General features: G+C 59.2%; 27 protein-coding genes. 7 read left to right on the forward strand and 20 right to left on the reverse strand.

The window, feature by feature from the left end:
* The first annotated feature begins 64 nt into the window (after positions 1-64).
* Positions 65-922 carry an undecaprenyl-diphosphate phosphatase gene (locus tag INR77_RS02430; protein WP_223072365.1) on the forward strand — a complete coding sequence of 286 codons (858 nt, stop codon included), beginning with the start codon at positions 65-67 and terminating at the stop codon, positions 920-922.
* 2 nt (positions 923-924) lie between these two features.
* Complete coding sequence (locus tag INR77_RS02435; protein ID WP_223072366.1) at positions 925-1,176, forward strand: hypothetical protein; 252 nt, start codon at positions 925-927, stop codon at positions 1,174-1,176.
* 8 nt (positions 1,177-1,184) lie between these two features.
* Here the strand turns inward: INR77_RS02435 and phhA are convergent, their stop codons facing one another.
* Positions 1,185-2,123: a phenylalanine 4-monooxygenase gene (gene phhA, locus INR77_RS02440; RefSeq protein ID WP_223072367.1), complete on the reverse strand. Its 939-nt coding sequence runs from the start codon at positions 2,121-2,123 to the stop codon at positions 1,185-1,187.
* Between the two features lie 55 nt (positions 2,124-2,178).
* On the opposite strand from phhA, the gene ppk2 reads away from it, so the two are divergent.
* Entirely contained in the window at positions 2,179-2,952 is a 774-nt protein-coding gene (gene ppk2 / locus INR77_RS02445) for a polyphosphate kinase 2 (RefSeq protein WP_223072368.1), read from the forward strand.
* Here the strand turns inward: ppk2 and INR77_RS02450 are convergent, their stop codons facing one another.
* The 6 genes from INR77_RS02450 to INR77_RS02475 all read right to left on the reverse strand — a co-directional run bounded on the left by INR77_RS02450 (position 2,953) and on the right by INR77_RS02475 (position 8,177).
* Positions 2,953-3,801 carry a MaoC family dehydratase N-terminal domain-containing protein gene (locus tag INR77_RS02450; protein WP_223072369.1) on the reverse strand — a complete coding sequence of 283 codons (849 nt, stop codon included), beginning with the start codon at positions 3,799-3,801 and terminating at the stop codon, positions 2,953-2,955. It lies immediately after the preceding gene.
* A complete protein-coding gene (locus INR77_RS02455; protein WP_223072370.1) occupies positions 3,798-5,024 on the reverse strand; it encodes an acetyl-CoA C-acetyltransferase in 1,227 nt (408 codons plus the stop codon). The genes INR77_RS02450 and INR77_RS02455 overlap by 4 nt, the downstream gene beginning before the upstream one ends.
* A 12-nt stretch (positions 5,025-5,036) precedes the next feature.
* On the reverse strand, positions 5,037-6,281 hold the full coding sequence (locus INR77_RS02460) for a CoA transferase (protein ID WP_223072371.1): 1,245 nt from the start codon (positions 6,279-6,281) through the stop codon (positions 5,037-5,039).
* A 112-nt stretch (positions 6,282-6,393) separates the two neighbouring features.
* Positions 6,394-7,596 carry an acyl-CoA dehydrogenase family protein gene (locus INR77_RS02465; protein WP_255573877.1) on the reverse strand — a complete coding sequence of 401 codons (1,203 nt, stop codon included), beginning with the start codon at positions 7,594-7,596 and terminating at the stop codon, positions 6,394-6,396.
* Positions 7,593-7,832, reverse strand: coding sequence for a hypothetical protein (locus INR77_RS02470; protein WP_223072372.1), 240 nt, complete (start codon positions 7,830-7,832; stop codon positions 7,593-7,595). The genes INR77_RS02465 and INR77_RS02470 overlap by 4 nt, the downstream gene beginning before the upstream one ends.
* Before the next feature lie 3 nt (positions 7,833-7,835).
* Positions 7,836-8,177: a hypothetical protein gene (locus tag INR77_RS02475; RefSeq protein WP_223072373.1), complete on the reverse strand. Its 342-nt coding sequence runs from the start codon at positions 8,175-8,177 to the stop codon at positions 7,836-7,838.
* Between the two features lie 152 nt (positions 8,178-8,329).
* On the opposite strand from INR77_RS02475, the gene INR77_RS02480 reads away from it, so the two are divergent.
* Entirely contained in the window at positions 8,330-9,334 is a 1,005-nt protein-coding gene (locus INR77_RS02480) for a right-handed parallel beta-helix repeat-containing protein (RefSeq protein WP_223072374.1), read from the forward strand.
* 16 nt (positions 9,335-9,350) lie between these two features.
* Here INR77_RS02480 and INR77_RS02485 read toward each other — a convergent pair whose 3' ends face one another.
* The 4 genes from INR77_RS02485 to INR77_RS02500 form a co-directional block, all read right to left on the reverse strand.
* A complete protein-coding gene (locus tag INR77_RS02485; protein WP_223072375.1) occupies positions 9,351-10,052 on the reverse strand; it encodes a tetratricopeptide repeat protein in 702 nt (233 codons plus the stop codon).
* Between the two features lie 87 nt (positions 10,053-10,139).
* Complete coding sequence (locus INR77_RS02490) at positions 10,140-10,664, reverse strand: GNAT family N-acetyltransferase (RefSeq protein ID WP_223072376.1); 525 nt, start codon at positions 10,662-10,664, stop codon at positions 10,140-10,142.
* Positions 10,661-11,755, reverse strand: coding sequence for a GTP cyclohydrolase II (gene ribA, locus INR77_RS02495; RefSeq protein WP_223072377.1), 1,095 nt, complete (start codon positions 11,753-11,755; stop codon positions 10,661-10,663). Before ribA ends, INR77_RS02490 begins: the two co-directional genes overlap by 4 nt.
* Positions 11,752-12,555 carry an exodeoxyribonuclease III gene (locus tag INR77_RS02500; protein WP_223072378.1) on the reverse strand — a complete coding sequence of 268 codons (804 nt, stop codon included), beginning with the start codon at positions 12,553-12,555 and terminating at the stop codon, positions 11,752-11,754. The genes ribA and INR77_RS02500 overlap by 4 nt, the downstream gene beginning before the upstream one ends.
* A gap of 98 nt (positions 12,556-12,653) precedes the next feature.
* Here INR77_RS02500 and INR77_RS02505 point away from each other — a divergent pair, with 98 nt between their 5' ends.
* The gene (locus INR77_RS02505) at positions 12,654-14,075 is read left to right on the forward strand and encodes an alkaline phosphatase (RefSeq protein WP_223072379.1); all 1,422 of its coding nucleotides are present in this window, start codon (positions 12,654-12,656) and stop codon (positions 14,073-14,075) included.
* A 237-nt stretch (positions 14,076-14,312) separates the two neighbouring features.
* Here INR77_RS02505 and INR77_RS02510 read toward each other — a convergent pair whose 3' ends face one another.
* The 5 genes from INR77_RS02510 to pabB form a co-directional block, all read right to left on the reverse strand.
* The gene (locus INR77_RS02510; RefSeq protein WP_223072380.1) at positions 14,313-14,990 is read right to left on the reverse strand and encodes an outer membrane lipoprotein carrier protein LolA; all 678 of its coding nucleotides are present in this window, start codon (positions 14,988-14,990) and stop codon (positions 14,313-14,315) included.
* Positions 14,991-15,071: 81 nt separating this feature from the next.
* On the reverse strand, positions 15,072-15,239 hold the full coding sequence (gene rpmG / locus INR77_RS02515) for a 50S ribosomal protein L33 (protein ID WP_034961594.1): 168 nt from the start codon (positions 15,237-15,239) through the stop codon (positions 15,072-15,074).
* 157 nt (positions 15,240-15,396) lie between these two features.
* Positions 15,397-15,813, reverse strand: coding sequence for an alternative ribosome rescue aminoacyl-tRNA hydrolase ArfB (arfB, locus tag INR77_RS02520; RefSeq protein ID WP_223073368.1), 417 nt, complete (start codon positions 15,811-15,813; stop codon positions 15,397-15,399).
* Positions 15,806-16,519, reverse strand: coding sequence for an RluA family pseudouridine synthase (locus INR77_RS02525; RefSeq protein WP_223072381.1), 714 nt, complete (start codon positions 16,517-16,519; stop codon positions 15,806-15,808). The genes arfB and INR77_RS02525 overlap by 8 nt, the downstream gene beginning before the upstream one ends.
* 58 nt (positions 16,520-16,577) lie before the next feature.
* On the reverse strand, positions 16,578-18,401 hold the full coding sequence (gene pabB, locus INR77_RS02530) for an aminodeoxychorismate synthase component I (protein ID WP_223072382.1): 1,824 nt from the start codon (positions 18,399-18,401) through the stop codon (positions 16,578-16,580).
* A gap of 135 nt (positions 18,402-18,536) precedes the next feature.
* Between pabB and INR77_RS02535 the strand changes: the two genes are divergently transcribed.
* Positions 18,537-20,114 (forward strand): helicase HerA-like domain-containing protein, encoded by a 1,578-nt coding sequence (locus INR77_RS02535; RefSeq protein WP_223072383.1) that lies wholly within the window; start codon positions 18,537-18,539, stop codon positions 20,112-20,114.
* The gene (locus INR77_RS02540) at positions 20,111-21,376 is read left to right on the forward strand and encodes a serine hydrolase (RefSeq protein WP_223072384.1); all 1,266 of its coding nucleotides are present in this window, start codon (positions 20,111-20,113) and stop codon (positions 21,374-21,376) included. Before INR77_RS02535 ends, INR77_RS02540 begins: the two co-directional genes overlap by 4 nt.
* Here INR77_RS02540 and INR77_RS02545 read toward each other — a convergent pair.
* The 4 genes from INR77_RS02545 to INR77_RS02560 form a co-directional block, all read right to left on the reverse strand.
* The gene (locus INR77_RS02545; RefSeq protein ID WP_255573880.1) at positions 21,328-22,866 is read right to left on the reverse strand and encodes an ATP-binding protein; all 1,539 of its coding nucleotides are present in this window, start codon (positions 22,864-22,866) and stop codon (positions 21,328-21,330) included. The two genes, INR77_RS02540 and INR77_RS02545, sit on opposite strands and share 49 nt — an antisense overlap.
* A complete protein-coding gene (locus INR77_RS02550) occupies positions 22,866-23,612 on the reverse strand; it encodes a response regulator (protein WP_223072385.1) in 747 nt (248 codons plus the stop codon). The genes INR77_RS02545 and INR77_RS02550 overlap by 1 nt, the downstream gene beginning before the upstream one ends.
* Positions 23,613-23,768: 156 nt before the next feature.
* Positions 23,769-24,470, reverse strand: coding sequence for an EF-hand domain-containing protein (locus INR77_RS02555; RefSeq protein WP_223072386.1), 702 nt, complete (start codon positions 24,468-24,470; stop codon positions 23,769-23,771).
* 297 nt (positions 24,471-24,767) lie between these two features.
* A complete protein-coding gene (locus INR77_RS02560; RefSeq protein ID WP_223072387.1) occupies positions 24,768-25,154 on the reverse strand; it encodes a VOC family protein in 387 nt (128 codons plus the stop codon).
* Between the last annotated feature and the right edge of the window lie 62 nt (positions 25,155-25,216).

Consider the following 25,216-nt stretch of genomic DNA (forward strand, 5'->3'; position numbering starts at 1 on the left):
AAACGCAGGCGTTTCGCCTCTTTGAAATTGACATGGGCCCGGCTTCATTCATGGAGTTGGGCCTATGTCGTTTTTGCAGCTTCTTATTATCGCCGTGGTGCAAGGCATCACCGAGTTCCTGCCGATTTCATCGTCGGGGCACCTCATTTTGATCTCGGTCTTTACCGACTTTCAGGATCAGGGCCCGCTGATCGATGTGGCGGTGCACGTGGGCTCGCTGCTGGCGATCATCGTCTATTTTTTCAAAGATGTGCTGGTGCTTGCACGCGGCGGCTTTGCGTCCATTGGGGTGGGGGCGAAAGCTCCCAATGCGCCTGCTGAACGCAAATTGTTCTGGTGGATTGTGCTTGGCACCATTCCGGCGGTGGCGTTTGGTCTTTCGATCAAGCTTGGCCTCTTCAACGGGCTTGCGACCGGCCTGTTCGGGATTGAGATTGTTAATGATGATCTGATGAGCTCAATCCGTTTCACCGATCTCATCGCCTTTAATCTCATCTTCTATGGCGTGCTGCTCGGCCTTGCGGACAAGGTCGGGAGCGAAGTCAAAGAGTTCGAAGACATGAGCTGGCGCGATGGCTTGATCGTCGGGATGGCTCAGGCGCTCGCGATTATTCCGGGTACTTCGCGTTCAGGCGTCACCATGACCGCAGCGCGCTTCCTTGGCTACAAGCGGGTGGAGGCGGCGCGTTTCTCCTTCCTCCTGTCGATTCCCGCTGTGGCGGGCGCAGGTGTGCTGATCGTGCCGGAGATTTTCGAGGCGGGCATGGCATTGGCCGTGGATGCGCTCATCGCAGGGGTACTGACCTTTATCTCGGCCTTTGCCACCATGTATTTTCTGATGAATTTCCTTAAAAAAGCCTCGATGATGGTTTTTGTTCTCTACCGGGTGGCTATGGGCGTCGGGCTCTTGTACTTCTTCTAACCATGGCTTTAATCATCCTCATCAACCTTGGCGCACTGCTAGGCTGGCTTGGCTCTATCGTCTTGCGTCTTGAGATCCCCGGCGCGGTTCTTCGCATGATTGCCGTTGGTATTGTCGCCAGCCTCACCGCAGGGCTTATCGCTAATGGCGGCACGTTTCTGGGCTCGCTCAGCTGGCTGGGTTTTGGCGCAGCGGTGGGCGCAACCCTTCCCGCAATCGTCGGCTATTACGCCTTCGCTACACGCGAGGTCTGAACCGGGCCCTAAACTGGTTCGGCACCAGAGCCATTGCCCCCGCGCAGGTGGTATTCCTGTGTGCCCCGGTTCACCACATTATCGACGTCGATCACAGCTGAATTGGCGTAGGTGAAGCCGGGTGCAAGATTGCGATAGAGCCGGTCAAAATCGCGCTCCACTGTCTGGCGGTAGAGGTCTTCAAAGCTTTCGATCACAAAATATGTGGGCTGCAGATCGCTGATGACATAGTCGGTGCGCATGACGCGGTCGACGTTGAGCATAATGCGATTGGGGCTTTTGGCTTCAACGGCGAACTTGGCCTCGGTTGGGCCTGACAGGATACCGGCGCCATAGGCACGGATGCCTTCAGCCTCTTCGATCAGGCCGAATTCGACCGTGTACCAATAAAGCGCGCCCAGCGACTTCAATCGGTTGTAGCGCATCGCTTTCCACCCGGCGCGGCCATATTCCTGCATATAATCGGCAAACACCGGATCGGTCAGCATGGGCACATGGCCGAAGACATCGTGGAATACGTCAGGCTCCTGAATGTAATCGAATGTCTCGCGCGAGCGGATGAAATTGCCCGCCGGGAAACGGCGATTGGCCAAGTGCCAGAAGAAGACGTGATCGGGGATCAACATGGGTACGGGAATAACGCTCCACCCCGTCAGCTTGCCCAATTCCTCTGACAGCTCACCAAATTCAGGGATACCGCCGCGCGACAGATCGAGTTTGTCTAGGCCAGCCATAAAGGCGCTGGCGGCGCGTCCGGGGAGCACCTCCATCTGGCGCGCGAAGAGATCGTTCCACACCTGATGATCTTCGGTGGAATAATCGGTCTGCGCAGGTTCGACCCAATCCTCGCCCACGTGCTCAGGCTTGGCGAGCGGCGCGGTGAACACATCTGCCCCCAGCTCTGGAAGTGCAGTGTAATCGGTGTCAGGATGTGCCTTGGTAGCCATGTAGTATCATATGATACTATTGGGCCGCATCTGCAAGTACAATAGGGGGCACGTGATGGCGCTGAAAGGCAAGGAATACCGCGAACTGTTAGAGCCACTGACCGAGGAACTGGTCGGCATGGCGCGCTGGGCAAAGGCGACGGGCGCGCGGATCGTGGTGATCTTTGAAGGGCGCGATACGGCGGGCAAAGGCGGCGCGATCAGAGCGGTGCGCGACAAGCTGAACCCGCGTCAATGCCGCACCGTTGCCCTGTCGAAGCCCAGCGAAGAAGAGCAAATCCAATGGTATTTCCAGCGTTACGTGTGCCACCTGCCGCACGCGGGCGAAATCGTGCTGTTCGACCGCTCCTGGTACAACCGCGCCGGGGTCGAGCGGGTGATGGGATATTGTTCTGAAGAGGAGGCGGAGGCGTTCCTCAAAGTCGCGCCTATCTTTGAAAAGATGCTCACCGATGATGGCATTTTGCTGTTCAAATATTGGCTCACCACCGATCAGGACCGTCAGGAAGAGCGGCTGAAAGAACGCGGTGAAGACCCATTGAAGCGCTGGAAATTGTCGCCCGTCGATCTGGCTGCGCGTGAAAAGTATCAGGCCTACACCGATGCGCGCGAGGCCATGCTGAAAGCCACGCACACGGCACACGCACCATGGACGTTGGTCGATTTCAACGATCAGAAACGCGGGCGTTTGACGCTAATCCGCGACCTGCTCGACCGCCTGCCTGATATGCATATCGAGCCGCCTTCAATCGATTTTCCCGATCTTGGGCATAAGCCACACAAAGAGACTTACGGGGTACTGAAACCGCTTGAGCCTTACCCGACTTGATTAAAGGCTGACAGAAGCCTTGGTCACTTGTCGCCCGTCGCTGGCAAAGGCACCGAGCTCAAAACCATCCTCGCTTTTGCGCATGACGAGGTTGAGCGGATCGCCTGCAATGGCTGGCGAGACACCTCTAAAGGCAAAGTGGCGCAGACGATTGTCGCCAAGCTCACTTGCCGCCATTTGCAATAGCAGCGATGCGGTGAGCGGCCCGTGCACCACGAGCCCTCGATAGCGCTCCACATTTTGCGCATAGGGCGCGTCATAGTGGATGCGGTGGGTGTTGAAGGTGAGCGCAGAGTAGCGGAAGAGCAGTCGCTCGTCGGGCACGATAAGGCGGTGTGCGTCCCATGCGCTTGCATCGAACACCCCTTCGCTGGCTCCAAGCGGACTGAGCGGCGCATCAGCCGGAGCAGCCTCGCGGTAGACGAGTGTCTGCGTCTCCTTCACCGACAGCGTGCCGTTTGCGAGCGTTTCATGCTCGACGTTCACAAAGGCGAGCTTGCCGGACGCGCCGTCCTTCTCGCTGATGGAGGCAATACGGCTGGTGCGCTTGATGACCGCGCCCACAGCGATGGGTGCGATAAAGCGAATATCGCTTGAGGCCCACATCCGGCGCGGGAGGGGAAAGGGCGGAAAAAAGCTGTCAGGACTCTCATCACGGGCAGGGTGGCCGTCTTCGCCAAGTGCCGAGGTAGGGGCATCGGGCGTGCACAGGACGAAATGGACACCCTGCGGCATGATCCAGCGCTCGGGCATGGGAATGTCGAGGGTCGCGCACCACTGTGCGGCGTGCTGCGGGGTGAGCGTGTCGTGGCTTTCTTGCGTGCGCCCGATCCAGTCCTCAAAATTCATGAGGCGCGCTCAAACACAGCCGCGATACCCTGACCCCCGCCAATGCACATGGTTTCAAGGCCATAGCGCGCGCCCCTACGATGCATTTCTGCCGCCATATCGGCCAAGATGCGCCCGCCGGTCGCGCCAATCGGGTGACCAAGGCTGATACCGGAGCCATTGACGTTGAGGATCTCGCGGCGCGAATCATCATCGCTCCAGCCCCAGCCTTTCAGGACGGCGAGCACTTGCGGCGCGAAAGCTTCGTTCAATTCAACAAGGTCGATGTCGTCCCAGCTGTAGCCGCGCCGTTCGAAAAGCCTTTCGGTCGCGGGCACAGGCCCGATCCCCATGCGCGAAGGGTCACAGCCCGCCGCTGCCCAGCCTCCGAACCAGAGCGATGGGGTAAGGCCGAGCTCTTCGAGTTTGTCTTCTGCCACCACCAGGCAAGCTGCTGCCGCGTCGTTCTGCTGGCTGGCATTACCGGCGGTGACGATGGCTTGCGGGTCACGCTTGCTATCGATGGCACGAAGCTTCCCAAGCGTTTCCATCGTCGCGTCGGTGCGGAAGCCTTCGTCCTTGGCAAAGGTCACAGGATCACCGCGCCGTTGAGGAACATCGACCGTCACAAGATGATCATCGAACTTACCCGCTTCCCACGCGGCAGCCGCATTTTGGTGCGAGCGCACCGCGTAAGCGTCCGCCTCTTCGCGGGTGATCTTATAATCTTTCGCCAGATTGTCGGCGGTTTCGATCATACCGGTGATAACGCCAAAGCGCTCGATCGGCTGGCTCATCAGACGGCCGCGCGACAGGCGATCGTAGAGCGTGATGTCCCCCATGCGCGCACCCCCGCGACCCTGAAGCGTGTAGTGCTCGACATTGGACATACTCTCGCATCCGCCAGCGACGACGACATCCGCCATCCCGGTTTCGACCATCATCGCAGCATTAGCGACCGCTTGCAGGCCAGAGCCACAGCGACGGTCGAGCTGGTATCCGGGCACTTCCAAGGGAAGGCCGGCAGCAAGCCATGACCAGTGGCCAATCGCAGGCGCCTCTCCATTGCCGTATCCTTGTGAGAAAACCACGTCGTCGACACGCTCGGGGTCGATGCCGGAGCGCTCCACCAGCGCCTTCAAAATCACCGCGCCAAGCTCGCCTGCGTTAAGGCTGGAAAGCCCGCCGAGGAATTTGCCAACGGGGGTGCGTAAGGGTGAAACAATAGCGGCGCGTCTGGACATGAGCGATCTTTCTTAGCGGTGTGAGTAGTCTGCGTCTTTATCGGAAACGGCAACGGTGCCAGCGTCAATCAGCTTGGCAATTGCGCCCGATGAGAGGCCAAGCTTGTCGGCAAGCACCTCTTCGGAATGTTGCCCAAGGAAAGGCGCTGGCGCAGGATTTCCGGCTTCGCGTTCCGGCATATTGGCGAAAGAACGCGTGGCTGGATATTCAAAGCCCGAAGGGTTCGCAGGCGATGGCCCGAAAAGGGGATTGTCCGTCACAAGCACCGGATCGGTCGATGCCTCGTGGTGCGAGCGGTATTTTTCAAAGGTGCAGCCATGATCCGCCATGCGGGTCGAGAGCGTTTCGTAGTCGAAGCTTTCGGCAGCCTTCTGGAAAAGATCAAACAGGCGGTGGCGGTTTTCAAAACGCGGACGGTCGCCTGCGTTAAAATCAACGCCAAGCTCTTTCTCAAGCGCAGCGATTTCTTCGGCCACATCGAAAGCGGCGACAAGGCCGCTCCATTGCTTGGGAGTGAGCGCTGCGACCATAAAGCGGGCGCCGCATTTGCTCTGAAAATCGCGCCCGAATGCGCCCCAGATGGCATTGCCCAAGCGCTCACGGTCAGAGCCGCGATAGAGCATTTCAGCCATGGTGCCCGAATTGGCGAGTGTCCCGATAGCGACATCGCCCAAAGGCACACGCATTTGCGAACCTTCTCCCGTGGCGGCGCGGTGGTGCAGCGCCGACATCAGGGCAAAGGCGCTGTATGCGCCAGTGATGAAATCCCATGCGGGCAGCGGCTGGCTGACCGGGGGCGCGGTCTTCGCGTCCCACTCCTCCGGCCCGGTCATGAGCGGATAGCCCGCCGCGGCATTGACGGTGAAATCCATCGCCTGACGCCCATCATGCCAACCCATGATGCGCACGCTTACCATGTCATCACGTTTCGCTTGCATCGCTGCGTGAGACAGAAAGCTTTTCTCCGGCAGATTGGTGATGCACTGCCCCGTCTTTGCCGCAAGTTCGACACACAATTCGCGTCCCTCGCCGCTTCGCAGGTCGAGGGCGACCGATTTCTTCGCGCGGTTCAAATTCTCCCAGGAAAGCGAGCGACCCTCTTTGGTCAGCATATAGCGGTCGTAGTCGAGCCCGCCGCCCGTGTGATCAACGCGAATGACCTCTGCGCCCATTTGCGCGCAGTAAAGGCCCGCTGTGGGCGAGGCGACGAAGCTTGAGACTTCGATGATCGAGAGGTCGTTTAGAAGGTTATACATGTGTTCCTTGGCCCACCCCCAACCCCTCCCGCAGGCGGGAGGGGAGCAAGACTTGCCATCCTGAACTTGTTTCAGGATGGCTTGGCCGCAGCCGGGTGGGCGCTGCTCTCCCTTATCCGTTCAACGCCTGCCATTCGCGCAGCATATGCTTTGCGATTTGAAGCTGGAGAATCTGTGTAGTGCCTTCGTAAATGCGGTAGATGCGCGCATCGCGGTAGAAGCGTTCGGCGTCATATTCAGCCAAGTACCCCGCCCCGCCGTAAACCTGCACCACGCGGTCAACGACGCGTCCGCACATTTCCGATGAGAAGACTTTGAAAGCAGCCGCCTTGATAAGGATGTTCTCACCTCTGTCGGCGCGCTCTGTCACATCGCGCATCATCGCTTCGGCAGCGTAGATTTCAATCTCGCTGTCAGCCAGCATTTGCTGGATCAGCTGGAAATTGGCGATGGGTTCGCCAAAGGCCTTGCGCTCATTGGCATACCGGATTGCTGAATCAAGCGCGCGGCGCGCATATCCAGCTGCCGTTGCACCAACGGAAATGCGCCCGTTATCGAGGCTTTGCATTGCAAAGCGAAAGCCCTTGCCAGTCTCCCCGCCAAGCAGCGCTTCGCCCGGCACCTCAACATCGTCGAGCATAATGTCCGAGACATGGCTGCCCGATTGGCCCATTTTCTTATCCGGCGAACCGGTTGAAACACCCGGCGTATCCATCGGCACCAGAAAGGCGCTGACGTGCGCATTTTTCGGAAGGTTTTCCTTCTCGGTGCGCGCCATGATGAGAGCCACATCGGCGTGGGGCGCGTTGGTGATGTAACGCTTGGAGCCATTCAAGACCCAGCCATTGCCGTCCGCGCTTGGCCGCGCTGTGGTTTGCAGGCCGGCGCTGTCAGAGCCCGATCCCGGTTCGGTGAGGCCGAAACAGGCGATCTTGCCTTCGGCGAGCTTTGGAAACCATTCCGCGCGCTGCGCTTCGGTCGCGCCGTTCTTAAGCGCGCTGGCGAACATTCCGACGTTGATCGAGAAAATCGAACGGTATGCGGGCGCGGCATAAGCCATGATGTTCACGATGCGCGCGTATTGGGTCATATTGAGGCCGGCGCCGCCATATTCTTCGGGCACAGTCAGGCCGAACAGGCCCATTTCGCGCATTTCATCGACGATCTCAGGAGGGATGGCGTCGTTTTCGATCACCTCTTTTTCGGCCGGGATCAGTCGCTCGCGCACATAACGTGTCAACTGCTCTGCGAATTGTTCAAATACATCGCTGTCCATGCCGGGGTTTAGCGTCCCGATCGCTTGGGGTGCATTCATTGGCTCGAAGCCCTTTCTCTCTCTTCGCCTTTGATTGTCTCGCTCGCCGGAGCCTCACCACGTTCAGGGCCGCGTTCAGGGCCGCGTTCAGGACCGCGTGGGTCATCCAGCATTTCAGCCGCTTTGTTCAAAGCCTGCGTTTCATCCTCGCTTGGCGGGCCGGCGATTTCAGCCTCCGAACCACCGCAGGCGGCAAGGCTCAAACATACCGCAATAAGCAAAACGGCTGAGCGCATGATTTATTGCGGCGGGTCTTGGGGGATGTCTTCACCGCCAAAGCTGCTGACATCAATCGCATCGGCTGCTTCTGCCGCTTCTGCAGCAGCAGCAGCGTCCGCGGCCACCTGCGCAGCGGCGTCGGCTGCCGCTTCGGTAGTCTCAAGGTTTGGCGCTGTCTCGGCAGGATCCGCAGGTTCCATCGCAGCCGGGTCTTCGACAGGCTCTTCTGCAATCGGTTCAAGCGCTTCGTCAGCGGGCATTTCGACCGTGTCGGGCATCGCCTCGGTTGAGGCGTCATCTGTGCTGCCACAAGCGGCCAGACCAAGGCTGCCAAGGGCCGCTACCATTGCAAGTTTCTTCATAGTGGGTTTCCTCCTCGTGGTCCCATACCTGTTTGCCGAATTCGTGTAGCGGGCTCACGCACGTTAAGCCAAGCCCCAATTGATGGCTCGAAACGGTACAGCGTGAATTAGTGCAGTCCTCGCAAGGGCTCGCATAGGGTATATCGCGCGATATGACACAGCTCACAACCCTGCCCGCCGCTTCCCTTTGGCAACGAATCGCTGCCCGCCTTGACCATCTGTTTGCCTTTGGTTTGATGGTGCTTTGTGCAGTGGCTCTAGGCGCTTCCCCCGCCAGCGCACAAAGCTCTGCGCCATTTGTGATCAAGGAAAACGGGCGCGGCTTTGATAGTCTTCAGGATGCGGTCAACGCCATCGGCGACCGGCGCGGCACGATTGAGATTGCGCCTGGCACCTATCGCCAATGCGCTGTGCAGACAGCTGGCGTGGTGATCTACGCCGCGCGCGAATATGGCACGGTCACTTTCGACCGCCGTTCTTGCGAGGGAAAAGCCGCGCTGGTCCTGCGTGGGCTTGGTGCAGAAGTGCGCGGGCTCACTTTCACCAACATGGCTGTGGGCGATGGCAATGGCGCTGGCATCCGGTTGGAGAACGGCGTTTTGAACGTCGCTTATTCGCGCTTTCTCAATTCGCAGCAGGGCATTTTGACCGCCGATAATCCGCAAGGGCGCATCTACATCCTGCGCTCGACCTTTTCTGGGCTGGGTACGTGCGAGCATTCGGCAGGCTGTGCCCATTCGATCTATATTGGCAATTATGGCTCTTTGACCGTGAAAGAGAGCCGTTTTGAAAAGGGGCGGGGTGGCCATTATGTCAAATCGCGCACCGCCAATGTCGTGCTTGAAAACAACAGCTTCGATGATGCCAATGGTACGGGCACCAACTACATGATCGACCTGCCAGCAGGCAGCACAGGCACGATTGCCAACAACTGGTTCGTGCAAGGCCGCGATAAAGAGAATTACTCCGCCTTTATCGCTTTGGGCGCAGAGACGCTGCTCCACGATCCCGATGGTCTGGTAGTGAAGGACAACACCGCACGCTTTGTGCCGGGGCTCAACCGGGCCAGCGTCTTTCTCGCTGACTGGACCAATTCTCGTATCGTAATGAGCGGCAACAAACTGGCGCGAGGCCTGACGAAATACGAGCTGCGCTAGTCCGGCTCATCGCTGGCTAGTCGGTAAGAAGGCCAAGCGCATCGGCGATTGCTATTGCGCGATCTCGAATTGCGTTCACTTCGCTTTGGCTCATGTCTGCGACAGCTTGTTCGTATCGGCTGCGCCCGCTTTCATTGCCACCCACCGCTGCAACCATGAACCACGCAGCCCCTTCCGCTGTGTCCTTTGCAACACCCTGTCCCAAAGTGTGCAAGATGCCAACGCCTTGAACGCCGTGCATATTTCCGGCTCTGGCCGCTTTCATGTAATTGTCAAAAGCGCCTTGAAAGTCCTCCGGCGTGCCGCGCCCGGTTGCCTGCATCACCGCAAGGCTGACCATGGCATTGGTATAGCCCCTTGCCGCCGCGCGCTCGAAAAGGGCGACCGCCTCTTCCAACATTCCTTTGGTTTTGCCCTCATCAATAAGAACCCCGATACGCCATTCGGGATAGCTGTGTTCACCATTGGCAATCGCAACGCGGTAATGGTGCACTGCCTTTTCCATGTCCTGAGGAACGCCGTTGCCGTTTTCGTAGAATGAACCGAGCCAGGCATGAGCGAAGGAATCGCCAGCGCGCGCTTCAGCCTCGGCCTTTTGGAAAGCGGCGGCGTAGTCCTCTTTCTCGACCAGAGCTTCAATTGAATCCTGAGCGCTGAGCCCGGTTGAAAAAGCGAAACTGAGAGTGAGGGCAAGACCCAAAAATACGGTGCGCAGCATAGTTTTCCTTCTCTATCAGCAGGCAAACTAGCGCAAGGCGCTGCAATTGGCCACCGCGCCTGTGTGTACACCGGGCAGGCTGCTTGGCTATGTGGCCGCAGGGTCGAACGCGCGAACATAGCGTTGTTCGCAAGCGGGGATCTCTGCACCCAAACTCTTGACCTGAAACGCCCATCCCAGCTCGCCTTCGAGCCACATGGGAGTATTTTGTTCAAAGCCAAAGCGGCTGTAGATTTGAGGATCGCCCAGAACGGTAATGCCCTTGACGCCGCGGCTTTTCATAATGGCTTCGCCCTCTTTGATAAGAGCGCGCCCGATCCCTTGGCCCTGATGCGAAGGCTCGACCGCAACCGGGCCAAGCACGACCCAGCCCAATTCGCCGTTCATCAATATGGCTGGCGAATAGGTGATCTGGCCAAGGATCGCCTCGCTATCCATTGCCACCAAAGACAGCAGCAAATCCCCATCTTCGCGCAGGCGGTCGATCACGTCCTGCTCATCACCATCAGAATAAGGGTGCCCCTCAAATGCGCGCGTGACAAGGGCGCGGATCGCCTGTTCATCGCCGGCTTGTTCCGGACGGATGGTGATCGCTATGTCGGGGCCCATCATTTGAGCAAATGTCCTGATTTATCGCGCTTGGTGGCGAGGTATTTCGCATTGTGGGGATTGTCGGGCAATTGGTGCTGCACGCGCTCAATGACGCGGATGCCGGTGGCCTCAAGGCTTTTGACCTTGGCCGGATTGTTGGTGAGCAGACGAATGGATTTCGCGCCAATCAGTTCGAGCATCCGTGCCGCCACGGGAAAATCGCGCGCTTCATCTGGGAGGCCGAGGCGCTCGTTTGCCTCAACGGTATCAAATCCCTGATCCTGCAAGCGGTAGGCGCGAAGTTTGTTTATGAGGCCAATCCCGCGCCCTTCCTGCCGCATATACAAAAGCACGCCCCAGCCACCGTCTTCGCGCGCATGACGAGACATTGCCTCAAGGCTTGCATCCAGCTGCGGCCCGCAATCACATTTAAGGCTGCCCAGAACATCGCCGGTGAGACATTCAGAATGGAGGCGCACCAATGGCTCGCGGTCGCCCGATTGCTCACCGATAATAAGCGCGACGTGCTCGCGGGTATCGGCGGTTGAGCGAAAGGCGATGATTTCGGCCTCCTCATTCGCTTTCACCGGAAGGCGCGCGCGCGTGATAATGTCGAGCCGCCCCGCATCGGTGTAGGCGGCCAAGTCACTTGCGATCAGGGGATGCGGCTCGCCCCCTTCGACCGGGTCCACCATGAAAGCGGGCAGGATACCCGCAATGCGCGCATATTCCATCGCCGCCACCGCCTCATCCGCCCACTCAATTGCCTCGGCTTTGAACGGGCCCTTGAGCGGATTATTCAGGTCAAGCGACGGATCGGCAATCGGGCGGGCGGTATCAAGCGTGATCGCCTCGCCTGAACGGATGAGGATGGGCGTATGCGGCAGGTCATTGCGGGCTGCCTCAAGCTGATTGATGAGCTTTAAGGTCGCCGCGCGCGCCGCTGAAATCAGGAGATGGCCGCTGGTCGCTCCGCTTGCAATCGCCGTCTCCACAGGCAGCAAAACAGGCCCGCCCGCAAAATCCAATGCCCAGCCATGACGCAGCGCATCGACCGCTTGGGCCGCGCGCCGCTCTGGCGAGGGAGAGGAAAGGCGCTGCGCTTCGTTCACAAATCGAACTCAGTCACCAGCGGAATGTGATCGGAAGGCTTTTCCCAATCGCGCGCGTCTTCGAGCAGATGGTGCCGTGTCGCCTTAGCCGCCAGAGCAGGGGAGGCCCACATATGGTCCAATCTGCGCCCGCGATCATTCACGCGCCAATCTTTGCTGCGGTATGACCACCAGGAATAATAGCGTTCGGGATCGCGTATGAATTCGCGCCCCAAATCGACCCAGCCGTGTGCGTCTTTGAAGCCTTGCAGCGTTTCAACCTCAATCGGCGTGTGGCTGACGACCTTGAGCAATTGCTTGTGGTTCCAGACATCACTCTCCATCGGAGCGATGTTGAAATCGCCAACGATCAATGTGGGCGCATCAATGGCTTTGGCCCAATCGGTCATACGGGCCAAAAAATCGAGCTTTTGGCCGAATTTTGGATTGATCTCACGGTCGGGTTCATCGCCGCCTGCCGGGACATAAACATTGTCGACCCGCATCGGTTTGCCATCGATTTCGGCCCCCACAACCTCGACCCCGACATGGCGCGCTTCGCCATTGGCTTGCCAGTCGTGGCGGGCATATTCCCGGATCGGAACGCGGCTAACGGTGGCAACACCGTGATACCCCTTTTGCCCGCAGACCGCCTGATGTTCATACCCCAGCTTTGCCAAGGCATCCGCCGGGAATTGATGTTCCTGGCATTTGATTTCCTGAAGGCATAAAATATCGGGCGCATGATCGCCCAGATATTTTTCAATGATAGGCAAGCGCAAACGCGCAGAATTGATGTTCCATGTGGCGACACTAAGCATGGGAGGGGACTTAGGATGTGGATTGAAAAAACGCCACCTTTCACTTTCCCGTCACGAGCCAAAGCGATAGCACGGGCCATCCCGGTTTAGGAGCCACTATGAAACTCGTCTCGACACTTTGTCTTGCCATCTGCGCCGTCGCGACCTCGGCGTGCACCCACACCGTCATCAATTACGGCGCGCCGTCCGAGCCTTCGGCTGTGAGTGAGGCCAATACTCCGCGCGCAAAGAATGTTATTCTGTTTATCGGCGATGGGATGGGCATTTCCACCATCACCGCTGCGCGCATTTATGCAGGGCAAAAACGCGGGGCAAGCGGGGAGGAAAACGTCCTGCCCTTCGAAACATTCGACAATGTTGCTCTGGTCAAGACATACAACACCAATGCGCAGGTGCCCGACAGCGCTGGCACGGCCACGGCCATGCACTCAGGGTCCAAGACACGCATTGGCGTGGTCGGCATCGGCCCTGATGCGACGCGCGGATCATGCGCCGACGCGCTGGCGAACCCACTCCCATTGCTTGGCGAAGAGGTGAAAGCCCGCGGCCTTGCGCTTGGCATTGTCTCCACCGCGCGCATCACTCACGCCACCCCTGCGAGCGTCTATGCAAGGAGCGCCGATCGCAATTGGGAATCGGATGCAGCCATCCCGGCGGATGAGGCGGCTTTGGGATGCAAGGACATTGCGACGCAGCTGCTCGAAACAGAATGGGACGTGGCGCTTGGCGGCGGGTTGGGTGCGTTTTATGGCGCAGACTTGGGTGGCAGGCGAACCGAGGCGGATGCCAATCTCCCCGCCGCATGGGCGAGCCGCACCGGCGGCAGCTATGTCACCAATGCACAAGAATTGAACGCCGCCCCGATGAGCGCACCCGTTCTGGGTCTCTTCTCGCCCAGCCACATGACCTACACCGCAGAGCGCGAGGCGGACAGCGGCGAACCCACGCTCACCGATATGACGGCGCAGGCGATTGCCCGGCTCAAGAGCGATGCGGACGGCTTTTATCTCATGGTCGAATCGGGCCGGATTGATCACGCGCACCACGATGGGCGCGCAGGCGTCGCGCTCGAAGAGGCGGTCGAATTTGCCCGCGCCATTCAATATGCGATCGATAACACCGATCCCGCTGACACGCTGATCATGGTCACCGCTGACCACAGCCACGTTTTCACCATCGCGGGATACCCGCGGCGGGGGAATGATATTCTGGGGCTGGTGGTCCCGCCAGAAGGCGATATCAGCAACACCGAAGAGCCGCTGGCCGCCAATGATGGCAAGCCCTACACGACGCTGGGTTATGGCAATGGTCCCGGCTCAATCGCAGGGATGGACCCGCGCCCTCATCCAGAAACGGGCGTTACCGCGCGCCAGCAAGCGACCATCCCGCTGTCTAGCGAAACACACGCAGGCGAGGATGTGGCGCTTTACGCTCAAGGGCCCGGCGCACAAAGAGCGCGCGGTGTGATCGAACAGAACGTCATTTACGACATCATTCGCGCTGCGTTTGGTTGGGAGTAGTTCGGCAAATAGCCCGCCAAGAAAAAAGCCCCAGTGCCGGGGGCGATGGCACTGAGGCTTTCCATGTCAGCGTTCGTCACGCTTAGCCAAGGCTGGCCGGTCATTAGGAGAGACAACAGGGGGGAAACCTCATCCTCTGGCCGCCTTGGATTTCGTATTTACGCCTGCCCAGCTTTCACTTGAATGAACGCCGGGATAGGTTTGTCGTAAAATTACAACTTTTTGAGGGCGAGCCGTTCACCTTGGTCGACGAGATGAGCGACGCGGATCGTCGAAGCTGAACGTCGAATCAGGAACCGCAACGCCATAGCGATGGCCCTTGAGTCGCACGGTGGTGCGATGATTCTGTGCGTCGAGGGCAACCCAATGGGTCAATTGCAATCCTCCGGGCGCATTTCCGTTGCGCACAAAGATAAGATTGATGCGTCCGAATTCCGGGCGTTCGGGATCGCGCACATCGATGCTGATCACATCGGGGCTGCCGGTGGGAACGAGCGTGCCGTATTTGGCGACATCACGCTCAGGGTCGAGCAGCGCACCCAATGGGGAGTTCTTGATTGGCCAGCGTTCGACCTGACGCACTTCGTAATCGACCATGTAAAGCGACTTGCCGTTGGAGACGACCAGAAGGTCGGCATCCTTGCCGTAGTCAAAGCGGATTTTGCCGGGACGCTTTAGCGTCATCGTGCCGCGCGCAACATTGCCAGCGCGGTCAATCTGCTCAAAATTTGCCTTCATCGTGCCAATGGACCGCAGCGCAGTCACAGCGCGGTTCAGATCGGCGCTGCGCGTTTGTGCGCTTGCCGAGGAAGGGGTGAACGGCCCGGTTGGGGCACCAAGCCCTGTTCCAAGCATGACTGCGCCCGCAAGCGCTGCAATGGCAACGCGCGGGCGAAGAAGTGTGAGTGTTTTCATGGACGCACAGTTACGCGTGCAGCGTTGAACTGTCGATGAATTTGAAGCGGCCAATTGGTTCAGATCCAACGGCCCAAGACCTTACTTGATCTTGGCTTCCTTGAATTCAACGTGCTTGCGAACAACCGGATCGTACTTACGGAAAGTCATCTTTTCGGTGATGTTGCGCGGGTTCTTTTTGGTCACGTAGAAAAAGCCGGTGTCAGCGGTCGACACGAGACGGATTTTCACGGTTGCTGGCTTCGCCATGGCGGTTTCCTAAACGGTGTGATGATGGCCCAAGGACGAACCCTGGCGGCCGTAAAAACAAACAGCGGCGCAGGACCCTTTCGGATCACGCCGCCTAACAGACGCGCGCCTCTGAGCGATTCACGGGGAAAAGTCAAGAAGAGTCGCTGGCATTGGCTCACCAATCAGAGCGCGACACCTTGCCGCGCTTGGCCTTTACATCAGCGCGCACCTTCTTCGCCTTAAGCCGCTGCGTCTTGCCCACACGGTTCACGCGGGTTTTGGCGCGCTTTTTTGGAGCGCGGTGTGCGGCTTTGAGCATTTCTTCAAGCCGCGCCCGCGCGAGCTGGCGATTCGCTTCTTGAGTGCGGTGCTGGCGCGCAGTGATGAGAAGGTCGCCCGCCGCAGTAAGCTTGGACCCCGCCGCCTCGCGCAGCCGCGCAAAGACAGGCGGGGGCAGACGCAGGGCATAGATATTAACGCGCAGCTGCACCTCGGTCGCGACCTTATTGGCGTTTTGTCCCCCCGGCCCGGAGCCCGCTAGGAAGCTTTCTTCCGCCAATGCGTGGGCGCGATCGAGAAGGGTGTTATCCATCATCCTTCTCGGATGCGGGAGGAGGGGGCGGGGCGGTAAGCCCTGCGCGCACAAAATCTTCGGGAAAGGGCGAATGAGCGGTGATAGTGCCTTTTCCGGGACGCTCTACGCCAAGGGTTTCAGCATGAAGCATGGTGCGCGGCGCGCCCTTGTTCTGGCCTCTCACCGGACCATAGATCGGATCACCCAGCAGCGGTGCGCCAAGCCCTTGCAGAGCGTGAACGCGCAATTGGTGGGTGCGCCCTGTTTCCGGGCGGAACCGGATAAGTGACCGTACCCGGTCCCCTTCGCCAATCGTCTCCAAAAGCTCCCAATGCGACACTGCTGGTTTGCCCTTCTTCGCCGCAATCATGCGCCAGCCTTTTTCGGCTGAGCTGATCTTGGACAAGGAAAGCGCAATCGTCCCCGCCGTTTCCGCTGGCTTGAAGTCAATCACAGCGAGATAGGTTTTCGCGACAAGCCGGTCTTCAAACGCCTTGTTAAAGCGTTTCAATGCCTTGGGATTGCGGGCAAGCAGGAGACAGCCCGATGTGTCCGTATCAAGCCTATGCACAGCGACCGGGCGGCGTTGAAAGCCTAGCTTCAATTCGTCGAGATGATCTTCAAGACATGGCCCCCCACGTTTGGGACGATCAACGGGCAGCCCTGCGGGCTTGTCGATCACCAGCGCTTCGCCGTCTTCATAAAGTATGGGGATTGTCGTCATTAAGCGCCCCTATCGCCAAGAGGCCCGCTTGTCGAAGGGTCTTTGTCTTGTCCCGCGACTAGATCAGCTTGGCAGCGAACAGGCCGCGCACCGCATTGCCAAGCTTGAAACCTTGCGCAAGGTCATCGAGCGTCAATTCCGCCTCGCGCGCCTGACCTTTTTCGATAAGGTATTCGCGAAGGACGCCCGGCAATAGCCCAAGCGCGGCAGGCGGGGTGAGTAGCTCGCCGTCTCGTTCGACAAAGATATTGGTAAAGCTTCCTTCGGTTACCAAGCCATCGTCGCGCACCAAAATCGCCTCTTCTGCGTCAAAACTCTTCGCGGCGCGCAATGCGTCCTCGTAAAAACCGCGGTCGGTGGTTTTATGCGCCAGTCGCCAGTCGGAAGGGTCAACAGGGCAGGGTAGGGCCACCACTTTGGCAGTATCGGCAAAGCTTTGAGGCATGGGGCCGGTTTCAATCACGCTCGCGCCGCTTTTTGAAACCACAAGCCGCACTTTTGCGGGCTCTGACAATTCAAACACCATGCCGTGGATTTGATTGCGAAGCGCATGGCGATCAAATTCAAAGCCAAATGCCTCTGCGCTTTTCTTCATGCGGGCGAGGTGCAATTCAAGAAGCGCTATCCCCGTTTCCGGGTCGAATGCCATCGTTTCAATCAGGTCAAAGCCGCCTGCGCCTGGCCCCCTTGCAAAGCCCGCCTTCACCTCGCACTCGCGCCGCTCGGCAAGCGGGTCGCTGTCTGCAACGATGGCAGAGCCTACGCCGAGAATTGCGCTTCCCTGACCGTTTTCAATTGGAGTTAGGTGCAGCGTTCGGATGGCGACGTTGAACGCTGCGGTCCCATCTGAACCAATGCGTCCAATGCTCCCGCAATAGGCGCCTCGCGCGTCGCGTTCGACTTCGTTGATAAGCTCCATCGCGCGAATCTTGGGCGCGCCGGTGATCGAACCGCAGGGAAACATTGCGCGCACCAGATCGCTTGCCGTCTTGCCCGCTGCAAGGGTCGCGCGCACGCTCGATACCATTTGATGCACCGTGGGATAGCTCTCCACCGCGAAAGGCGCATCGACCCTGACGCTGCCCGCTTCAGCGACGCGCGAGAGGTCATTGCGGATAAGATCAACGATCATCAGGTTTTCAGCGCGGTCTTTGACCGAGGTGCTGAGTTCTTTTGCAAGAGCCCTGTCGCTCGCCTCATCGCTGCCGCGTGGCCGTGTGCCTTTCATGGGCTTTGCTTTGGCGTTGCCTTCACCGTCGAGCGCCACGAACAATTCTGGCGAAAAGCTCAACAGCCAATGCGAGCCGTCATGGATCACCCCGCCATATCCGGCATTCGCGCTTGAGCGAAGCTGCGCATAAAGCGCGAGCGGGTCGCCGCGATAAGAACCCGTCAGCGGATAGGTGAGGTTCGCCTGATAGATGTCGCCGTCGTGGATCGCCTCGCGAAGCTGGCCAAAGGCGCTCGCATAACCCGCAGGCGAGAGCGCAGGCTCCAGCGGGCCAAGCTTGGCATCGCCCGCTGAGTGCGCATTAAGCCATGCGGGCACATCTTTCGCTGCAATCTTTTCAGGCGTATCGAACAGGCCAAGCCACACCAGCGGGCCAGCCGCGCCGCTTCTGGCTTGGCCCAGCGGCTCAAGCTTGCCTTCCAGTGCGAGGCCCGCTTCATATGCGATCAACCCGGCCAGCTCTCCACCCCGTTGGCGCGCGGCCTCTGCCGCTTCGAGTGCTGGCACAACTTCGTCTGGGCGATAGGCTACAAACACCTCGCGCGGTGCCTTGTATAAAAGCGCATCAGCAGGTCCGCCGCCGCCACCTTCACCCGGAGCGCGGGCATCATCCAAAAGGACGAAGCTTTCATTTTGCAGCGATTGACCCATCGCCTTTTGCGTTAGAACCCTTCTTGCCCCAAGTCGAGTAAAGCTTAGACCAGAATAGCGCCAAGGTTGACCATCCGCGCGCACCCCGTCAAACCTTTGCCGAACACGAGATTTGATGAGGGTTTGTAAGGGACGATGAGCGAAATTTTTCTAGGGCTCGGGGGAAATGGTGAAAATCAAAGCCTGGCTTTATCGCGGGCGAACCGTCACGGGCTGATCGCAGGGGCCACCGGCACGGGTAAGACGGTGACGCTTCAAGGCCTCGCTGAAAGCTTTTCCGCTGATGGCGTCCCAGTGTTCGTGGCAGATGTGAAGGGCGATTTGTCGGGCATCGCCATGCCGGGAAGCCCCACCTTCAAACACGCTGACAAGCTTGAAGGCCGGGCCAAAGAGCTTGGCATGGATGATTACGGCTATTCCGATAATCCGGTGATCTTCTGGGATTTGTACGGCAAGCAAGGTCACCCCATTCGCACCACCATCACCGAGATGGGGCCGCTTCTTCTGGCGCGGCTGCTCGACCTCAACGACACGCAGGAAGGCGTGCTTCAGATCGTCTTCCGCTACGCCGATGACAATGGACTTTTGCTGCTCGATTTTGGCGACCTGCAATCGCTCCTCCAATGGGCGAATGAGAACGCAAAAGAGCTGTCGGGCGCGGGATATGGCAACGTATCGAAGCAATCGGTGGGCGCGATCCAGCGGCAGCTTTTAAGCTTTGAAAGCCAGGGCGCGGACTATTTCTTTGGCGAACCCGCGCTTGAAATCGACGATTTCCTGAAGGTTGATGAGAATGGCCGCGGCTATGTCAACGTTCTCGCCGCCGACCAGTTGATGCGTTCGCCCAAGCTTTACGCGACCTTCCTTTTGTGGCTTTTGGCCGAGCTGTTCGAGAGCCTTCCCGAAGTGGGCGATCCTGAGAAACCCACGCTCGTCTTCTTCTTCGATGAAGCGCACCTTCTTTTCGATGATGCGCCCAAAGCGTTGCAGGAAAAGATCGAACAGGTCGTGCGCCTGATCCGTTCAAAGGGTGTTGGCGTTTATTTCGTCACCCAAAACCCGATCGATATTCCTGAAGAAGTCGCCGGCCAATTGGGCAACCGCGTGCAACACGCCCTTCGCGCATTCACCAAACGCGATCAACGCGCGATCAAGGCGGCGGCGGAAACCTTTCGCATCAACCCTGATCTGGATGTCGAGGCGGCTATTACTGAACTCAAAGTGGGCGAGGCGCTTGTCTCGACTTTGGACGAAGAAGGCGCACCCACCATTGTTCAACGCACACTCATCAAACCGCCCCGCTCGCGGCTTGGCCCCGTGACAGCCAAAGAGCGCGCGATCATCCAGTCGGTGAGCCCGTTTGACGGCAAATATGACAACGTGGTCGACCGCGAGAGCGCCGAAGAAGTGCTCGCGCAAAAAGCGGCAGATGCGGTTGAGACTGCCCAAGAGGTTGAGGAAAAAGGCGAGGAAGAAGTCGGCAAACGCTCGCGCAAGAGCACATCGATCTGGGAAAAGGCCATATCGCGCGGCGCGAAGGTTGCAGCGGGCGGTGTTGCAGGTGTTGCAGCCTCCACCATCCTCGGCAAGAAATCGCGCGCCAATCCGGTGGCTTCGGGAATTACCTCGGCAGCTGGTTCTATTGCAACCGATCTTGCAGGGCCGATTGCGGGGCGTTTCGTGCGCAATCTGATCGGCGGTCTGATGCGGTGAGAAGGGCGTTTGCCAGCCTTAAGTTTCTTCGCCTTGCGATGCTTGGCCTTGCCCTGCCCCTTGCAGCGTGTGCGGCAGGGGCAAAAGGGGACACGGTACAAGCTGCACCGCCCGCAACGGTGGTGGTTGCCTTTGACCGGGAAAACATCACTCCGCTGATCGTCGAGGGTGTGGCGGATCGTTCAACCGGCCGCGTGGTGGGCGCCAATGACCCGGTGCGCATCGCCAGTATTTCCAAACTTATCATGGCACTTGCGACCATGCGTTTGGCCCAAGAGGGGGCGGTCGATCTGGACGCGGATGTGTCACAATATCTTGGATGGGAGCTTCGCCATCCATCATACCCCGACACGCCTGTCACGCTGCGGCAATTGCTCTCGCACCGCTCCGGCCTTCGAGACAGCGGCGGCTATGTCATCCCCTTGGGCGAGAGCTTGGAAGACAAGCTCAAGAACCCGGCAAGCTGGTATGCTGAGGCTCCTGCGGGCGATGCTCCTTTCGCTTATGCCAATATCGGCTCGCCAGTGGTCGCGACTGTGCTCGAAGCGGCAACGGGCGAGCGTTTTGATGCGCTGATCAATCGCCTTGTGTTTGATCCCCTCAAGATTGAGGCCTGCGCGAACTGGATTGGCTGCTCACCTGAAGTGGCAGCGCGCGCGGTCACGCTGTATCGCGACACAGGCGAGGTCGCGCGCGATGACGCAGCCGACCTGCCGCCCAATTGCACGATCCCCGTGGCCGATGGCGTGGAATGCTCCCTTGAAGCCTATGTGCCCGGCTCCAACGCCAGTGTTTTTAGCCCGCAAGGTGGCGTGCGTATTGGCATGATGGACCTGGCCCGCATCGGTCAGGCGCTTGCGAAAGAGGGCGACCCGCTGCTGTCGAAAGAAAGCCTTGCCGCCATGCTCGCATCCGCAGCCCCTCGCATTGAGGGGCAGGAATTTTTCTGCGGTTATGGCCTTCACGTGCAAGCGTTGGAGACACCGGGCCGCGCTTGCGTGGATGCGCTGTTTCAGGATGGCATCACCCGCTATGGCCATGCAGGCGAGGCGTATGGCCTTCGCTCCGGCCTGTGGTTTGACCCTCAAAGCGGGACGGGCATCGCTTACTTCACCACCGCTGTTCCGCCGCGTCAAAGCGCTGAGGATGAGGGGGGATTTGACGAGCGCGAAATTGCCCTGATCGCGCGCGCTCAAAAATTAATAGCCCAAAATTATTTGCGCAGCGGTAAGCGGATTTCCGCGCACAAGCCAGTGCTTTGAGGGTCGCTGTTCTGGCGGTTGCGCAAGGCAAGTTCACCGCCATGCGCCTTGGCAATTGCGCGCGCCAGAGTAAGGCCCAGCCCTGCGCCCCCGGTCGCCCGATTGCGCGAGGCCTCACCGCGCGCAAAGGGTTCCAGCATCGCATCAATCTCACCATCAGGAATGCCGGGACCATCATCTTCGACCCGCAAAATCGCATGGGTTTCGCCGCGTACAACCGACACCCTCGCCGGGCCTGCATAGCGCAGACTATTGCTCACAAGATTGCGCAGTGCGCGCTTGATCCAGGTGATCTGCACTTTGGCGACAAGGCGCTCTTGTGCGATCATGGTAACGCTCTCGCCCATGTCCTCAAACTCTTCGACAACCCCGCTTGCCAAAGCGCCAAGGTCGACCGCCTCTGTCTCAAGCGCGTTTTTGCGGCCCAGCCTTGCAAGGGTCAAAATGTCATCAAGGGTTGCGGTGATGTCCTCAATCGAGGCTGCCATCTTGGCGCGCTGCGCGTCGTCCGAAACGCTTTCAATCCGCACGCGAAGCGCTGCCAGCGGGGTTTTAAGGTCGTGCCCAATTGCGCCCAGCATCACGTCCTTTTCGTCAAGCAGCGCGGCAATGCGCGCTTCCATTGCGTTGTGAGCGGCGATCAGTTGGCGCGTATCCTTGGGGCCTTTTTCAGGCAATTGGACGACATTTTCAGGGTCGTGCGCAAACGCCTCAACCCGCCCGCGCAACATGGCAAGAGGGCCGGTGATGCGCCTCAGCACAAAAAACAAAACGATAAGGAGCAGCGCAAAGGTGATGAGCGCGGGCACTGCGACAACGCCAAGCGCCCCTTGCGCGCGCGGTGGTACGAGCAGCCGCGCGCTTTCCCAGGCGCCCCCCTCTTCGCGTTGAATGCTGGCGATGAGCAATTTGCGCTCGCGCCATTCCTGATTGGCGGCAAGGCGCGGACGGCGCTCAGCGATGCGCGCAAGCAACGGGTCATCACCTGCATCAATCATGATGAGAAACAGCGCAGTCGGTTCTATGCCTTCAGTGGCAAGAACATCGCCCAATCGCCGGGTGAGATCACGGCGGGCCTTACCCTCGACACCGGCGAGCGGGCGCTCTTGCGTCACATCATAACGCAAGTTTCGCGGCAGACGGTCGCGCGCAAATTGCTCCGCCTCTGGCCCTGCCACTTCGCGCAAAGTCCGGCGTTGGTCGCGAAATCGCTCGCGTCCTTCACGCCGATCACGAAACCGATCAGGGCGGGGATCGAAGCTGCGATCAAAGTTGCGATCAAAGCTGCGATCAAAGTTTTCTGGGCCCCTCTCGGCACGCTCCGCGCCGTTGATCAGGCGAAAGGCGAGCGTGGTGACCGCCGCCGCCTCGCGCCGGTCTTCGCTGGCGCGCACCAGAAGTGCGACCGAAATCGCCTGCGCCACCAAGAGCGCAAGCGCGACGCTCAGCATCACCTGGCCAAACAGGCTGGAGGGGAAAAGCCGCTTCACTATGCGCCGCTGGGCTGAGATGGCGGCGAGCGTTTGACGTTTGCGGCAAATTGATAGCCACCGCCGCGCACGGTCAGGACAAGCTGCGGATTACTCGTGTCCGCTTCGATTTTGCGACGCAAACGGCTCACCTGATTATCGACCGCGCGATCAAACAATTGCGCCTCGCGGCCCTGAACCAGATCAAGCAACAGGTCGCGATCGAGCACTTTGCGCGGCGCGTCGAGAAAGGCGCGCAACAGCCGAAATTCCGCCGTCGAAATCGGCACGGTAACACCGGCCGGGTCGGTCAGTTTGCGCTTCAATGGGTCGAGCAGCCAGCCTTCGAATTCATAAGGCCAGTCTTCCATCTGTTCTTGCGGCGTGGCGGCCTTGCCAACACGCCTTAGGACAGTGCGAATACGCGCCACAAGTTCGCGCGGTTCGAAAGGCTTGAGGACATAATCATCCGCTCCCAGTTCAAGCCCGATGATCCGGTCCATCGCCTCGGTCTTGGCGGTCAGGAAAATGACGGGGAGGCCGCGCGCTTCGACCAGATGGCGGCACAGCGAGAGGCCGTCTTCGCCCGGCATCATGATGTCGAGAAGAACAATATCGGGGTGGATCTGGGTAAGCTCAGAGCGCGCCGCTGCCGCGCTATCCGCTTCGGTTACGGCGAACCCCTGGCCTGCGAGATACTCGGCCAGCGGTTCTCGCAATGTGGCTTCGTCGTCAATCAGAAGGATATGGGTTTCTGGTTCGCTCATAATGCCCTTAACCCCATGAAAGCACAGGGCCCAATGTTCAAGCCCGGTGCGCAAGCCCAATAGGCGGGTGCGTCACCGGGCCGATAGTGTGGTCTGGCAGATTGGGTCAGGGAAGGGGGAACCCGCTAGGCCAGACCACGGGGGGCTTGGATCAGCTTAGCGTGAGCGCCCTTGCGAGCGACGCTCTTCGCGGCGTTGTTTACGCTTTTCTTTCGCAGCTTCGCGTTCAGCTTGGCTGATTGTGCCATTGCCGTCAGTGTCGATCCGGGCAAAGCGTTGTTCAACGCCTGCGTCGAATTCAGCCTTGCTGATGGCCTGATCACCATTGGTGTCGGCGCGCTGCAGCATCCGTTCCATGCGGTCACCGCGTTTGCCACCACCGCGCCGTCCTTTATGGCCCCGCTCACCGCGGCGGTCTTCGCGTGCTTCGCGGGCGGCAAGCATTTCAGCTTGCGAAAGGCCGCCGCTGCCATCGATGTCGAGACGTTCGAACATACGCGCCTGACGCTCTTGAGCGCGCACTTTGCGCTCAGCAGCGCGAGCTTCGCGTGCCGCGGTCATTTCAGCCATGGTGATTTCGCCATCACCATTGGTGTCGGTTTCAGCGAAGCGGGCTTCGCCGCGTGCCTTGCGATCGTCCTTTGTCAATTGACCATCGCCATTGGCATCCATGCGGGCAAATCGTTCGCTGGCTTGCGCTTTTGCTTCTGCCAAAGTGATTTCGCCATCGCCATTGGCATCGGCATTGCCAAATCCGCGCTCACCCGAAGAGGCACCCGATTGGGCATAGGCGAGGCCGGCGCCGCCAAGGGCAAGAGCGGTGGCGGCAGCGGTGAGAGAGAGTGTGAGCTTACGCATCGTGAGGGGTCCTTTCAGGTGGTCTAATCTCATAGCGTGAATTGCAGCACGGACGCTTAAACCAGCTTGGCATTCGCGGGGCTTAGGGGGGCGAAGACCGAGCCAGAGCGTCAAAAGCCGTGCCGCAACTCACGAGAACCCTTCTAGGCCTTGCGTGTCGCAGCATTATCCCGGATCGCGGCTTTTGTGTCGCGGTTTGTATCAGCTTCGCGCCTGCGTTCACCAAGGCGCAAGATTAGCGCGCCGGGAAAAGCGTGAACTCAGCTTGTCCCAGCGGTTTATCAACCCGAATGGCCCTTATGAACTGGGCGCAGTCATGCAGAAGACGTTGAGCTTGTTTCCATCAAGATCGCGGAAGTAGCCTGCGTAAAAGCCATCCTCGCCGCGTGGGCCCGGTTCGCCCTCGTCGCTCGCGCCATTGGCCATGGCAACATCATAGACCGCCTTCACCTTGTCAGGGCCATCGACCTGCAAAGCGACCATTGTGCCATTACCGACACTTGCCGCCTCGCCATCAAAAGGCTTGGTCGCGGCAAGACCGGCGGTGCCGTCTTCGAAATTGCCCCAGGCGATGAACTGGTCTTCTTCCATCATGCGATCATAGCCCATGGCTCCTGCCACCTTGTCATAGAAGGCGGCTGCTCGAGGCAGGTCGTTGGTGCCCAGTGTTACATAGCCGATCATGTGAGTTCTCCCTTAACCGTGAGCCGCGAGTTGCGACTCGGAACGGTAAGAACATTAGTAGA

This window comes from Erythrobacter sp. SCSIO 43205 (genome assembly GCF_019904235.1).
In the GTDB taxonomy this organism is placed as follows: domain Bacteria; phylum Pseudomonadota; class Alphaproteobacteria; order Sphingomonadales; family Sphingomonadaceae; genus Erythrobacter.

Bases quoted from the DNA above. Each gene is read 5' to 3' on its own strand.
- INR77_RS02430 (WP_223072365.1), top strand. From the start codon at position 65: ATGTCGTTTTTGCAGCTTCTTATTATCGCCGTGGTGCAAGGCATCACC.
- INR77_RS02435 (WP_223072366.1), top strand. From the start codon at position 925: ATGGCTTTAATCATCCTCATCAACCTTGGCGCACTGCTAGGCTGGCTT.
- phhA (WP_223072367.1), bottom strand. From the start codon at position 2,123: ATGGCTACCAAGGCACATCCTGACACCGATTACACTGCACTTCCAGAG.
- ppk2 (WP_223072368.1), top strand. From the start codon at position 2,179: ATGGCGCTGAAAGGCAAGGAATACCGCGAACTGTTAGAGCCACTGACC.
- INR77_RS02450 (WP_223072369.1), bottom strand. From the start codon at position 3,801: ATGAATTTTGAGGACTGGATCGGGCGCACGCAAGAAAGCCACGACACG.
- INR77_RS02455 (WP_223072370.1), bottom strand. From the start codon at position 5,024: ATGTCCAGACGCGCCGCTATTGTTTCACCCTTACGCACCCCCGTTGGC.
- INR77_RS02460 (WP_223072371.1), bottom strand. From the start codon at position 6,281: ATGTATAACCTTCTAAACGACCTCTCGATCATCGAAGTCTCAAGCTTC.
- INR77_RS02465 (WP_255573877.1), bottom strand. From the start codon at position 7,596: ATGAATGCACCCCAAGCGATCGGGACGCTAAACCCCGGCATGGACAGC.
- INR77_RS02470 (WP_223072372.1), bottom strand. From the start codon at position 7,832: ATGCGCTCAGCCGTTTTGCTTATTGCGGTATGTTTGAGCCTTGCCGCC.
- INR77_RS02475 (WP_223072373.1), bottom strand. From the start codon at position 8,177: ATGAAGAAACTTGCAATGGTAGCGGCCCTTGGCAGCCTTGGTCTGGCC.
- INR77_RS02480 (WP_223072374.1), top strand. From the start codon at position 8,330: ATGACACAGCTCACAACCCTGCCCGCCGCTTCCCTTTGGCAACGAATC.
- INR77_RS02485 (WP_223072375.1), bottom strand. From the start codon at position 10,052: ATGCTGCGCACCGTATTTTTGGGTCTTGCCCTCACTCTCAGTTTCGCT.
- INR77_RS02490 (WP_223072376.1), bottom strand. From the start codon at position 10,664: ATGATGGGCCCCGACATAGCGATCACCATCCGTCCGGAACAAGCCGGC.
- INR77_RS02500 (WP_223072378.1), bottom strand. From the start codon at position 12,555: ATGCTTAGTGTCGCCACATGGAACATCAATTCTGCGCGTTTGCGCTTG.
- INR77_RS02505 (WP_223072379.1), top strand. From the start codon at position 12,654: ATGAAACTCGTCTCGACACTTTGTCTTGCCATCTGCGCCGTCGCGACC.
- INR77_RS02510 (WP_223072380.1), bottom strand. From the start codon at position 14,990: ATGAAAACACTCACACTTCTTCGCCCGCGCGTTGCCATTGCAGCGCTT.
- rpmG (WP_034961594.1), bottom strand. From the start codon at position 15,239: ATGGCGAAGCCAGCAACCGTGAAAATCCGTCTCGTGTCGACCGCTGAC.
- arfB (WP_223073368.1), bottom strand. From the start codon at position 15,813: ATGGATAACACCCTTCTCGATCGCGCCCACGCATTGGCGGAAGAAAGC.
- INR77_RS02525 (WP_223072381.1), bottom strand. From the start codon at position 16,519: ATGACGACAATCCCCATACTTTATGAAGACGGCGAAGCGCTGGTGATC.
- pabB (WP_223072382.1), bottom strand. From the start codon at position 18,401: ATGGGTCAATCGCTGCAAAATGAAAGCTTCGTCCTTTTGGATGATGCC.
- INR77_RS02535 (WP_223072383.1), top strand. From the start codon at position 18,537: ATGAGCGAAATTTTTCTAGGGCTCGGGGGAAATGGTGAAAATCAAAGC.
- INR77_RS02550 (WP_223072385.1), bottom strand. From the start codon at position 23,612: ATGAGCGAACCAGAAACCCATATCCTTCTGATTGACGACGAAGCCACA.
- INR77_RS02555 (WP_223072386.1), bottom strand. From the start codon at position 24,470: ATGCGTAAGCTCACACTCTCTCTCACCGCTGCCGCCACCGCTCTTGCC.
- INR77_RS02560 (WP_223072387.1), bottom strand. From the start codon at position 25,154: ATGATCGGCTATGTAACACTGGGCACCAACGACCTGCCTCGAGCAGCC.